Origin of the sequence: Pseudoalteromonas lipolytica (genome assembly GCF_001306915.1) — a bacterium.
In the GTDB taxonomy this organism is placed as follows: Bacteria; Pseudomonadota; Gammaproteobacteria; order Enterobacterales; family Alteromonadaceae; genus Pseudoalteromonas; species Pseudoalteromonas simplex.
This window is the reverse complement of the sequence record NZ_LJTC01000002.1, coordinates 445227-457747: the sequence shown is the minus strand read 5'-3', so window position 1 is coordinate 457747 and position 12521 is coordinate 445227. Positions and strand designations below refer to the sequence as shown.

Genomic DNA, 12521 nt, shown 5'->3' with positions numbered 1-12521 from the left:
ATGGCAACACGTAAGCCGATGGTCGCAGGTAATTGGAAAATGAACGGCTCTTTAGAGCTTGTTGAACAGTTATCAACTGCTATTAAAAATGTTCAAACGGATGAACTGGATATAGTGGTGTTTCCACCATTCCCATTGTTGAGTTCTTTGCAGCAACAAAACGTCACGTTTGGTTCGCAAACAGTCTCTGAAAATCAAGCAGGCGCATTTACGGGTGAAGTAGATGCTCAGCTAGTCAAAGACCTAGGCGCAGCTTATACGTTAGTTGGCCATTCTGAACGTCGTAGCATTTACGGTGAGTCAGATGACGTTGTTGCAGATAAGTTTGCGCGAGCGCAGCAAGTTGGCTTAACTCCTATCCTATGTGTGGGTGAAAGCGAGCAGCAACGTGAAGCAAACGAAACTGAATTAGTGGTTGCAGCTCAAATTGATGCTGTAATTAGCAAATTAGGTGTAGCAGCACTGAAGAATTCTGTGGTAGCATACGAGCCCGTTTGGGCCATTGGCACAGGTAAGACTGCCTCTCCTGAGCAAGCGCAAGCCGTGCACAAATTTATCCGTGAGAAGATTGCTTCTTCGGATAGCGATGTAGCACAGCAGTTAACCATCTTATATGGTGGTAGCGTAAATGAAAAAAATAGCGAATTATTATTTGCACAACCAGATATAGACGGCGGCCTTATTGGAGGCGCGAGTCTTAAAGCAGATTCATTTACTGCTATCTGTGAAAGTGCAAAAGGGACCGTATAAGATGTACGAAATTTTATTAGTAGTTTATTTAATTGTTGCTTTAGCATTAGTTGGTATGGTTTTAATCCAACAAGGTAAAGGCGCAGACATGGGTTCATCATTTGGTGCTGGCGCTTCTGGTACCGTGTTTGGCTCATCAGGTGCTGGTAACTTCATGACTAAAACAACAACAATCTTAGCAACGATCTTCTTCGTACTAAGTATTGTTCTAGGTAACCTTACTGCAGGTCAAATCAAAAAGACTGATGAGTGGGAAAACTTAGAAGCTGCGCCAGCTGTTGAAACTGTAACGCCAGCACAATCTGATGTGCCTGCGACAGAAGATAAAACGTCTGACGTACCTAACTAATTAGCTTTGCTAATTAGCGTTAAGCAGTTTTCATTCCTCAAGTAAACTTAAAGCTTAACAACATACAGAATTGTATGCGGATGTGGTGGAATTGGTAGACACGCCATCTTGAGGGGGTGGTGGCTTCGGCCGTGGGGGTTCAAGTCCCCCCATCCGCACCAAAATTAAAAAGCTGTAACTCACTGAGTTACAGCTTTTTTCGTTTTAGTGCTTCATAAAACAAAATGCGCACCTTTATAGTGCTTTTATTCTAATGTCATTCCCGTGCACGAAATTAACTAATTGATTATTAATTGAAATAAAAATTGGAGTCTTCCTTGCTTAACTAGAGTTGATATCACTACTTTGAGGAAGCAAGATGGCCAGAATGAGTTATTTAAGTGCTATAGAACGATATGAAGAGCAACAACAGCTTATTCATGAACTGCTTCTTTCTATACTTGCCAGCGTTCAGGCATCGTTGACTAACAAGCATGCCTATCAACAGCTCGTCAATCAATATCCATTTCTAGAATTGCAATATTGCTTGAATGAACAAGGCATTCAGCAAGGTGATAATGTCTGCTTTAAGCGTCAATACAGCAAGAAACTGGGTCATATTGGAGCAGGACAGGACTTAAGTGCTCGGCCTTATTTTTTACTCGCTTCGTCAACACTTGTGCCGGATTTTACTTCGCCGTATATTTCGACTGCGACTAAGCATCTTTGTATCTCAGTGATCAAAACAATCCCTTCAGGCAACGATAAACAGCAGTTTTTGGTTATCGATGTGTGTTTAACAGAACTGATTGAATTTATTATGGGAGACACCAAACGAGCCAGAATGACACCTTACTTTAAGGTAGGTTATGGCTTGATTGTCACTTGTTTGTTTTGCTTGGTGTTCTATCTGTTATATAAAGTGTTTGCTGGAATGGTGGACTTAGTGATTAGCGAAGACACCCAGTCAGACCCGCTTAAACCATTTACTATTATTATCTTTGTTACTTTAGCGTTGGCTATTTTTGATTTAGGTAAAACAATTCTAGAAGAAGAAATCCTCATGCATAAGGATATTTTTCGCCACAGCTCAACAAGACGTACGATCACACGCTTTATCTCAACAATTTTGATTGCAGTATCGATAGAAGCCTTACTAACCATGTTTAAAGCAGCACTCGGGCAAACTGAGTATGTTATACCTGCTGTATTGATGATGTTTGCTGTGGTAGGTCTGTTGATTGCACTGGCAATTTACGTTTACCTAGGCGCCAAAGCTGAAGATGTGCTGACCCAGGTGCAACGCTTAAAAGTAAAACACTAATGAATAGGGCGCTTTGTTTAAAACGCAGCGCCCTGAAATTGATTAAAGTGTACCGCCAATGCCAATACTTGGGTTAACGTACACAGGACCTACTTTAAATGGCGCATTAATATCTAGGCTTGCATAGGGGGTGCAGGCATTTAAAGTTAATATTGCAGCTGCAAGAGCAGCTAGGCGAATTATTTTTTTATTCATTACATTTGCTCCTGAATAACAATACCAGCACCGGCTGGATCACGAATAATTGCGACACTGCCACTTCGTACTTTGTCACTTGGTGCCATCAATACGATGCCGCCTGCCGAGGTTACTTTTAATAGGGTTGCATCAATATCGGCTACTTTAATGTAATTCACCCATGTATTACCAATCTCGGCATCTGGTTTTTTTACAAAGCCAATCGCAGGTTTGCCATTTAAGGCTAAGTAACTGTAATTGCCATTATTAAGCGGTTTACTTTGTGCTGAATAATTACCAAGTGATTGGTAAAAGGCTTTACTCTGCTCTGGGTTATCACTCCATACTTCTTGCCAAACCCAGCTGTTATCAGTTTGATGCGTTTCAGGGTCACCATTTACGGTATTGATCAGTGAAAAAACAGCCCCTTGTGGATCTTCTAATACAGCAATAGTGCCACGGCCTTTAATTTCGGTACTGCTTACTAAGACTTTACCTCCGGCTTTGATAGTTTTTTCACTAACGCCAGCGATGTCTTTACTACTGATAAGGCTCAGCCAATGGCTGGCATTTTGTTTATTATCAAGCTCTGCCATACCAGCAATTAATTTTCCATCTAATGATGCCAGCGTGTAGCTGTCGTTAACGGCTTGAAATTGCCATCCAAACACGCTGGCATAAAATGCTTGAGATTGTGCCAAATTAGGTGTGATCAAATCATGCCACACTACGTGACCTGAGTTCTTTGTTCCTGAATCACTGATTGCGGGTAGTTCGCTTGAAGAAAGCTGGCAACCGGTCAATGAGACCGCAGCGACTGCCATTAAAATTGCAGCACGAAAGGGGGTGAGTAATTTCAAAATTTGCTCCTTGCAAAATGGGATCAAATAAAAGCATAGACTATTACTTGTTTGAAATTCAATCAAATTGAAGTGTTACGATAGAATAATCTAACTACTACTAAATGCGTGGGAATAGGATAAATTTATACTGCTGTTATGTTACTCTTTGAATTTGCGCAATAATTTTAATTGCAATAGTCATTTAAATGAAGAGATTATTCAAATTGTCATACATTTAATTGTTTAAATTAATATAATCAGCATTAAATTAAAAAAATTATACATATTTTCACAAAACTGACATATAATACCCCTCCAGAGGAAAGATGCTTACACCTAAGCGTCTTTTTTTATGCCTGAAATTTACGGGTAAAAATACACACACACGGTATCCTTTGGAGTTTTAATTGAAATTACGTCACCTCTCACAGTTAACTGTAGCTATTGTTGCTGCATTATCTACTTCAGCTTTTGCTGAGCAAGAAAAAACCACTGCTAAACAAGATGCTTTCGAAAAAATCGAAGTAACAGCGCGTAAGCGTACAGAAAGCATTTTTGAGTCGCCAACTGCAGTGACATCAATCGGCGAGAACCTGATTGATAAAGCGAACATGAGCAACCTAGAAGACATTGGTAAATACGTACCTAACCTAAACATCACTCGTTATGGTGTAGGTAATGCGGCCCATGCATCTGTATTTATTCGTGGTATTGGTTTACAAGACCACGTGATCACAACTGATCCGGGTGTAGGTGTTTACTTAGATGGTGTTTACCTAGGTCGCCAAATGGGCTCTAACTTATCATTACCAAATGTTGAGCGTGTAGAGGTATTACGTGGTCCACAAGGTACCTTGTATGGTCGTAACACATTAGGTGGTGCAGTAAATATTATTACTAAGCAACCTGGTGACGAAGGCATTGTAACGACAACGGCAAAAGTAGGTAGCCGTGGTCGTTTAGCCGGTGACGTTTACTTTAATAACAGCCTTACCGACACTGTAAGCATGTCTGCAAGCGTGTCTTATAAACAACGCGATGGTGTAGGTGAAGCGATTAACCTTGCAAACCCAGAAAAAGAAATTGGTGAAGAGCAAGAGTTAAGCGGTCGTATGGCGCTTAAATGGCAAGCAAACAGCGACTTATCTTTTGTGTTCTCAATTGATGGTGTTGATAACGAATCAGGTCAATCACCATACACAATTGAACTAACGGCACCACTTGATCCGAATGACCCATTCAATGGTGATTTCCCATTACTTACAGAAGACATGTTACCAAGCGATCCTGATGATTTAGCAACAACGGTAGCGGGTATTGAATCGACGGCTTATTCAGGCTGGGGCACGTCTTTAACTGCTGATTGGGATATCAATAATACGTATACAGCTAAGTTCATCACAAGCTACCGTAGCTCAGAATACGAAGGGGGTCTTGATGATGACGCTGTTGCCCTTAACTTATCTGAATTCCCAGAAGAAGGCGGCGCAGATCAATATTCATTCGAAATCCAGTTAAACGGTAGCTTCGATAACATGGACTTTGTGTCTGGCTTATACTTCTTTAATGAAGATGGCTTCACAAGCTCTGGCCCGTTTGTATTTAGCCCATTCAATACACCTGATGGTCTACTGAATGATGGTACTACAGCGTCTTTTGGTGATTATGGTTACTTTGATATCAACCAAGAAACTAACTCATACGCAGCTTATATCAATGCGAGCTATGACCTAAGCGACGATTTAACTGTGGGCGGTGGTCTACGTTATTCGAAAGATAAAAAAGAAGCCGATGCCTCATTCCCAACGTTTGCAACACGCAAATACGTAAGTGCTGATTTTGATGCGGTAACATGGGATTTAAATGCGTCGTACCAGCTTAGCAATAACATGAACGTGTATGGCCAAATCCAAAAAGGTTATCAAACAGGTGGTTTCCCACCGCGTCCATTTGGTGGTCCTGATCAATTTGTTTCTTTCGATGAAACAAAAGCAATTAACTATGAGCTAGGCCTTAAAGGTCAGGTACATGAAGATGTATCTATGATGCTTGCGGTGTTTGTTACTGATTACACAGACCTGGCATTACCATTCTCAGATCCAACTGCAGGTGGCGGTTTCGTTACTATCGTAGAAAACGCGGGTGAGTCTAAAGCACAAGGTATCGAGCTTGAAACAACAATTGCATTTACAGATGACTTTACGCTACGTAGCGCGATTGGTTACCTAGATTCAGAAATCACAGAAGTGGATGACGGTGTATTAGGTATTGGTAAAGGCGACTCACCAGCACTAACACCACGTTGGACTGTTATGGTCGCACCTTCTTATTTCATTGATTTAAGTAACGGTGGCACAGTGGCAGTAAACGCTAACTACTCATACCGTAGCGATATGCAAGGTCAATCAGTTTACAACCAAAGTGAACACATTGATTCTCGTGAATTAGTGGGTTTCAACATTTCTTACTTAAACCCGAACGGTGACTTTGAAGTGACTCTTTACGGTGAGAACGTGTTAAACGAAGTATACGATGTTGGTCGTTTACAACAATCTGGTTTTGTTGGCGTAATGCGCAGCAATGACCGCAGTGAATTTGGCTTAAAATTCAAAAAAGAATTTGAGCTTTAATTACTAACAAAAAAGGGCAAGTAAATACTTGCCCTTTCTTTTTAATTATTTTTCTCTTGCTCGCGTTTTTCGCGCGCTTCTCTTAATTCTTCAGCCAGTTCTTTTGCTTTTTGTTTGGTTTTTTCAGAAAGCTCACCAGCCGCTTCTTTACTCTCAATCCATGCATCTAAGGCAATTTCTTTACCGTCATCATACATGCTTAAGCCCATTTTCTTACTCTCTTCGAGTAACTCTTGCAGTGAGTCGTCGTTAAACTCATTGGTGGCGTCTTTTACGTCGCTCCAAGCATCATTTAGCGCTTGCTTTACTTCCTCTTTTGCTTCGCTGGCATCTTTCTTGGCTTGTTCTGCGTCATCACAACCCGTTAAGGCAATACAGCCTAATAAAACTAAGCTTGCTAATTTGTTCATATTTTTCTCTAATGGTTAATCAACAATTAAGCAGTATAAGCAATAAAAAATGAATATAGCTAGAACAGCACGATTAAGTTTTCGGTTAATGGATGAAAATGATGCCGAGCTACTTTATGAGCTCGATAACGACCCTGAGGTAATGAAACATTTAACTCGTGGCAAAGTATCCACTATGCAGACCATTAAAGAGGTGTTTATTCCACGCTTGAATGCCTATAAAAATGAGCAAAAAGGCTGGGGGCTTTGGCAAGTAAACATCATCGAGAGCAATGAATTTATCGGTTGGGTATTGGTCAGGCCTATGGGCTTTTTTGAACAGCCTGACTTTAGTGATTTAGAAATTGGCTGGCGCTTTAAAAAAATGAGCTGGGGCAAAGGTTATGCGTCTGAGGCAGCACTTGCCATTGCTAAAGCCGTAAGCGAGCCAGAAGAAATAAAGTCGCTCAGTGCCACAGCACTTAAAGATAACCTAGGCTCAATAAAGGTGATGGAAAAACTAGGCCTTAAGTTTGTAAAAAACTATATCCATCAAGATGAGCAAGGTGAATTACCTGCAGTACTTTATTCATGTCCTAAAGAGCAGCTTAGCTAAGTTAATCGTAACTAATTGACCTTAAGGGTTTCACATGTCTAAATGGTCAAAATAACATCAAGATAAAGGAAGTACCATGGCAAATTTAGTCAAATACGCGGCACATCTATTTATCGTTACCGCGATATTCTTTCATCCGTCAAGTTTTGCAAAACAAGCAGCTGTCGCAATGCCTGATAGCTACAGCAGTGATACGGCGCGGGCTATTTTAGAGCAAGGCGGTAACGCCGTCGATGCGGCAATTGCGGCACAGTTTGTATTAGCGGTCACTTTACCTGAAGCCGGTAACATTGGTGGTGGCGGCTTTATGCTGATCCAAAAAGATGGCAAAGGTGATTTTATTGATTACCGCGAAACAGCCCCTGCTGCAGCTCATCGCGATATGTACCTTGATGATAAAGGCGATGTTATTGATAACATGTCAGTGTACGGTATTCATGCAAGTGGTGTACCAGGCAGTGTTGCTGGAATGTGGCTTGCCCATCAAAAGCACGGCAGCTTAGAGTGGAAGACTCTGCTAGAGCCTGCGGTTAAATTAGCCGAGCAGGGCTTTATTGTGCATCCTAAGCTAGCCGCAAGTATCGAGCGTTACATTGCGCGAATGGCCAAAAAATCGGTAAACATTAACTTTGCCGATTACTTTGCTGATGCCAAAGCAAATAAGGTATTTAAACAGCCGGAACTTGCCGCCACACTAAAACGTATTCGTGATCAAGGTAAAGCAGGTTTCTACGAAGGTGAGACAGCGAAGATCATTGCGACGTTTATGAAGCAACACGGCGGCATTATTACTGAGCAAGACTTAAAAGCTTATCAAGCTAAATCGCGTACACCGATTAAAGGTAATTGGCGCGGTTACGAAGTGCTCACATCGCCACCGCCAAGTTCAGGTGGTATTGCTATTTTACAGTGGCTAAAAATGTACGACTTGGCAAAGCCAGAAGGAACGCTTGAGCACAACTCGACCACCTATGTTCATATTTTGGCTGAAGTAGGTAAACGCGTATTTGCCGACAGAGCTGAATATTTAGGTGACCCAGATTTTTATGAGGTGCCAAAAACAGCTCTACTTGCAGATGATTATCTTAGCAATCGTGCAAGTACAATTCGCCCAGATGCCATTTCAACTACCGAGAACATCAAACCGGGATTACACGAAAGTGAGCAAACAACGCATTTTTCTATTCTAGATAAGTGGGGCAATGCCGTTGCGAATACCACGACCATCAACTTAAGTTTTGGTAGCGGTGTGGTTGTATCGGGCGCAGGATTCATTTTGAATGATGAAATGGATGACTTTAGTGCCAAGCCAGGTGTGATGAATGTATTTGGTGCTATTGGTGGTAAAGCTAATGAAATCCAACCCCATAAACGCATGTTGAGCTCAATGACACCGACCATTCTACTTCAGGATAACAAAGTTAAAATGGTAACTGGCTCTCCGGGTGGTACCACGATTATTAGCTCTGTGTATGAGTCAATTTTAAATGCGGTTGAATTTGATATGACTGCTGAGCAAGTGGTAGACAGCCCACGCTTTCATCACCAGTTATGGCCTAAAAATGTGATTAGATACCACACAGGTCTTGAACCAAAGGTTGTTAAAGCGCTTGAAAAAATGGGTTATACACTTGATGAACGCCATTTTGGTGATATGCATGTGATTATCAATAAAGACGGTAAATTAGATGCAGCCTCTGAAGCATCTGGCCGAGGTAAGGCGATGGTGTTTTAATTATACCAATCCGCAATAATATTTAATCATTTTGAGGGATTAAACCTGTCGCTACCTGCGTTAAAAATTTCTCATTTAGAACAACTAAATAACGAAATTTTTGCCTTGTTATCAACAAGGTTTTCTTGCCTCAAAATAGACTACTTAATTAAGCGAATTGGCATTACACCTTAAACACAGGTACAAAAAAAGCACCCTCGGGTGCTTTTTTTGATGAGCTGTTTAACCAATTGCTGGAATAAGCCCCGCCATTTGTAAACCTTGAGCACTAATAATAAGCACACCAAACAGGGCGGCCAGTGCTAAGCCAATATTACCGCCTTTAACTTGGTAACCCGCATCAGGTTTGCTGCTTCGTTGCTTATAGACCATAGCAACCGGTAAAAACACCGCTAAAATAACCAGCGCAATGGCGGCGTAGCCAAGTGCCATAATAAACCCTTGCGGGTAGAATAGCGCAAAGCCTAGCGGTGGAATAAAGGTGATCAAGGCTGTTTTGATACGATCTTTACTGCCATCACCTTTTTTAAATGCATCAGCAAAAAAGTCGAATAAACCTAAACTCACCCCTAAGAAAGACGTGGCCAGTGCTAAATCAGCAAAAATGTTCACAGCGGTGGCAACGTGTGGGCTGTGAGCAATGCTAGCAACACTGCTTACAAAACCGGGTAACCCTTGGCTTTGTAGTAAGTCACTTTGACTCATCATACCTTGGCTAAGTAATTGCCAAAAAATGTAAATTACTAAAGGCAATGCTGCACCTGCCACCATTACTTTACGAAGTGTTTTGATATCTAAACCCACGTATTTCACAATCGATGGAATAGAGCCATGAAAACCAAACGAGGTAAACACCACTGGGATTGCAGATAAAATCAGACCTTGTTCAATTGGCATTTCAAGTAAGTGTTGGCCATGAACATAAGGTGTCAGCATATAAAATAAGCTGGCTAGTACGCATACTTTAATAGTGAACAGTACGCGGTTAAGCTTATCGACTTTGCTGGTACCGAGTGTCACCACAGTACCAATCACAACAGCCAGAATAACTGAGCCAACTTGCGGCGCTAAAGAAAGCGATAAACCATTGTTGAGCTTTTCTTGTAATTGCGCACCACCACCTGCGATATACGCAGCGCATAATGCGTAAAACAAAAACATCACAGAAAAGTTAGCGACCCATTGCCCACGTTTACCTAACCATGACTTAGCTAACGTATTGAGGGTTGCATCTCTGTCGGCATATTGATGTAGCTCTAGCATCAGTAATGCTGTGTAGGTCATTAAAACCCATGTAAGTAAGATAAGTGATAACGCTGTTGTGAAACCAAGCCCTGCGGAGGCGATAGGCAATGCCAGCATTCCTGCACCTATGGTGGTGCCAGCAACAATTAACATGCTACCTATTGTTTTATTTTTAAGCACTTTTTGCCCCTTAAACTTCGTGAGAGGCAAGCAAGATATAACTTGTTTAACAAAACTTAAATAGTTTTGTTATAAATCAAAGAAATTAAATGTAACCTATGATTTACATGTGCAAACAGGCTGTTGAAATCAGCAAAAAACTTTTTGCCAAATAGCATGAGTATTCGTGTTGACAAAATCATCATTTAGGCGGATTCTTAAGCTTCTTCAATTTACTTTATTAAATACCATGATGCAGCTAAACCAACGACCAACAAACAATTGTATGCGCCTGACCTCATCAGTCGTATGGTCAGTTATTTGCTGCGGTTAATTAAGTAAGTTTTACTAACCGCGTTCTAAGCGGTTGGTTATTTCCCTTTTAAATTTTCTTCCGCTTTTTTCGCCTTTTTAAAGGAATAAGCTAGTGCCTGTTAAAGCCTCATATTTTTTAATGGTGGTGATTTGGTCAACAACACCACTGGGTATTGTTTGGAGTAGTGAAACGGTAGCACCAACCCTGGCTGTGTTTTTACGCATGCTGGTGGGGCTGGTGTTGGCTTCGTTTGTCGTTGCTGTTGCCAATATCCGAGTGCCCTGGCATCGCCGTGCTTTATTCCTTTATGGCTATTCAAGCATAGGTATTTTTGGCGGCATGTTATTAAGCTACATGGCCGCTAAAACAGTGCCTTCAGGGTTAATATCATTGATGTTTGGTCTTGCGCCAATTTTATCGGGCTTACTTGCGCAAAAGATTTTGAACGAACCTAAGTTCAGCGCCATTAAGCTTGGCGCACTTGGCTGTGCCTTAATTGGTTTATTTTTAGTAAGCCAGCGCCATATTCAAGGGGGAGTAGAGCAGCTTAGTGGCCTGTTATATGTATTTATGGCAGTGTGCTTTTTTAGTTTGAGCGGTGTGATGATCAAACGGGTAAGAATTGCTATTCATCCAATGGCCACCACATTTGGTGCGTTGGTTTTTGTAACCCCACTGTTTTTTATTACTTGGTTGCTGGTAGATGGCCAACTTAATAGCCAGATGTGGAGTGCAAAATCACTGTACTCAATTGTTTACTTAGGCGTGTTTGGTTCATTAATTGGTGCGCTGGCGTATTTTCATGTATTGCAAAAGTTGAACGCCAGCACGGTCGCATTAACAACCCTGATCACACCAAGTTTTGCAATTGCGATTGGTGGTTTGCTTAATGATGAGCCCATTGACCAAGCTCTGATTGTTGGCGCGACCATCATTATGATTAGTCTCGCGTTTTTTCAGTTTGGCGATAAGTGGCTTGAGCGCTTTAAGCGTGTGAAGTCAATAGAAATGAGTTAAAGCTAGTAGCCGCTTCGGCGGCTACATTTTTGCAATTTGAATGACTAAACGACGGTTTTTGTTTCTGTCCAAAATGTTGTCATTACTGGCAACATGGCGCTTTTCACCGTAACCATCGGTATCTACTTTGCTTTCATCAACCCCTAAGCTAACAATGTAATCTTTAATCGCTTTAGCACGCTTTTTTGATAATTCGAGGTTGTTCCAGCGACCACCGTAGCTATCGGTGTAAGAAGATATTGAAATAGATTCGATGTTGGTGTCGTACTTTAAGTATTCGCCAATTTTATCTAAGCGTTTTTGTGATGATTTAGTCAGTTTGCTGGTATTAGGCTCATAGTTCATCACTGTGAACGAAATATCTTCAAAGCTGTATGGCAGCATTGCATCTCGGCACTGTAAAAACGCCCAATAGGCTTGCTTAAAGTTGACACTCGATAAACCAACGGCAATTTTATCGGCACTGTTTTGCCAGTCTTGGTAATAAAATGTCGGTTGGTAACCTTTTTCTAGTTCGGTGAGCATTTCCCAAGCAGTTTTGTTACCAAGCTCGCCGTCAAACTTACGTAATAGCTTCATGTTTGCTAAGTCGCGAGCAGGCATACCTGCACGCCAACTAGGTGGTACGGCTTTTAGACCAGCAATATTGTAGTTGTCTGGGCGTACGACCATATCAAGGTTAAAGTTTACGTCTTTATTTTTACTGGCAGTGGTGCTGAAAATTGCTTCACCATAGTAAGGAACTTCATGATTTAATTGGCATTCTAAGCGAGAAGTTTTAACCATTTGCCAGTTCGACATATCAGCATTAGCGGTATACTCACGCATGGCTGCATGCGCATTTATACTTGCAACTGAGGTTAATAGGCCTAGGCTTAAAGGAAGTAATGAAAGCTTCATCACGGTAATTCTCCAACAAATCATCAATGCCAAATAATTGGCAATTTTTGTGTTTAATTGCTTCAGCACACTAAACACAGGGCTAGCTGATTA

Annotated in this window: 12 protein-coding genes and 1 tRNA gene; 8 read left to right on the top strand and 5 right to left on the bottom strand. The window is 41.3% G+C overall.

The features are described 5' to 3' along the window. The 4 genes from tpiA (at position 1) to AOG27_RS03985 (ending at position 2402) form a co-directional block, all read left to right on the top strand. Positions 1-750, top strand: a complete 750-nt coding sequence (tpiA, locus tag AOG27_RS04000; RefSeq protein ID WP_054551699.1) for a triose-phosphate isomerase — start codon at positions 1-3, stop codon at positions 748-750. A 1-nt stretch (position 751) separates the two neighbouring features. Then, positions 752-1099 (top strand): preprotein translocase subunit SecG, encoded by a 348-nt coding sequence (gene secG, locus AOG27_RS03995; RefSeq protein WP_054551698.1) that lies wholly within the window; start codon positions 752-754, stop codon positions 1097-1099. A 76-nt stretch (positions 1100-1175) separates the two neighbouring features. Next, a tRNA-Leu gene (locus AOG27_RS03990) sits at positions 1176-1260 on the top strand. Between the two features lie 197 nt (positions 1261-1457). After that, positions 1458-2402, top strand: coding sequence for a hypothetical protein (locus AOG27_RS03985; protein ID WP_054551697.1), 945 nt, complete (start codon positions 1458-1460; stop codon positions 2400-2402). Positions 2403-2444: 42 nt separating this feature from the next. Here the strand turns inward: AOG27_RS03985 and AOG27_RS21565 are convergent, their stop codons facing one another. Then, positions 2445-2597, bottom strand: coding sequence for a hypothetical protein (locus AOG27_RS21565; RefSeq protein ID WP_194441660.1), 153 nt, complete (start codon positions 2595-2597; stop codon positions 2445-2447). Beyond that, positions 2597-3439: a VOC family protein gene (locus AOG27_RS03980; protein ID WP_235523671.1), complete on the bottom strand. Its 843-nt coding sequence runs from the start codon at positions 3437-3439 to the stop codon at positions 2597-2599. The genes AOG27_RS21565 and AOG27_RS03980 overlap by 1 nt, the downstream gene beginning before the upstream one ends. A 389-nt stretch (positions 3440-3828) precedes the next feature. Here AOG27_RS03980 and AOG27_RS03975 point away from each other — a divergent pair, with 389 nt between their 5' ends. Then, positions 3829-6051, top strand: coding sequence for a TonB-dependent receptor (locus AOG27_RS03975; RefSeq protein ID WP_054551696.1), 2223 nt, complete (start codon positions 3829-3831; stop codon positions 6049-6051). A gap of 41 nt (positions 6052-6092) precedes the next feature. Here AOG27_RS03975 and AOG27_RS03970 read toward each other — a convergent pair whose 3' ends face one another. Further along, positions 6093-6461: a hypothetical protein gene (locus tag AOG27_RS03970; protein WP_054551695.1), complete on the bottom strand. Its 369-nt coding sequence runs from the start codon at positions 6459-6461 to the stop codon at positions 6093-6095. 49 nt (positions 6462-6510) lie between these two features. Here AOG27_RS03970 and AOG27_RS03965 point away from each other — a divergent pair, with 49 nt between their 5' ends. Together AOG27_RS03965 and ggt are read left to right on the top strand one after the other, a co-directional pair. Next, positions 6511-7056, top strand: a complete 546-nt coding sequence (locus tag AOG27_RS03965; RefSeq protein ID WP_054551694.1) for a GNAT family N-acetyltransferase — start codon at positions 6511-6513, stop codon at positions 7054-7056. Positions 7057-7132: 76 nt separating this feature from the next. Next, positions 7133-8791, top strand: a complete 1659-nt coding sequence (gene ggt, locus AOG27_RS03960) for a gamma-glutamyltransferase (protein WP_054551693.1) — start codon at positions 7133-7135, stop codon at positions 8789-8791. Between the two features lie 222 nt (positions 8792-9013). Here ggt and AOG27_RS03955 read toward each other — a convergent pair whose 3' ends face one another. Next, the gene (locus tag AOG27_RS03955) at positions 9014-10216 is read right to left on the bottom strand and encodes an aromatic amino acid transport family protein (RefSeq protein ID WP_082389182.1); all 1203 of its coding nucleotides are present in this window, start codon (positions 10214-10216) and stop codon (positions 9014-9016) included. Between the two features lie 406 nt (positions 10217-10622). Here AOG27_RS03955 and AOG27_RS03950 point away from each other — a divergent pair, with 406 nt between their 5' ends. After that, a complete protein-coding gene (locus AOG27_RS03950) occupies positions 10623-11528 on the top strand; it encodes a DMT family transporter (RefSeq protein ID WP_054551692.1) in 906 nt (301 codons plus the stop codon). 21 nt (positions 11529-11549) lie between these two features. Here the strand turns inward: AOG27_RS03950 and AOG27_RS03945 are convergent, their stop codons facing one another. Beyond that, entirely contained in the window at positions 11550-12428 is an 879-nt protein-coding gene (locus tag AOG27_RS03945; protein ID WP_054551691.1) for a flagellar protein MotY, read from the bottom strand. Positions 12429-12521 lie beyond the last annotated feature (93 nt).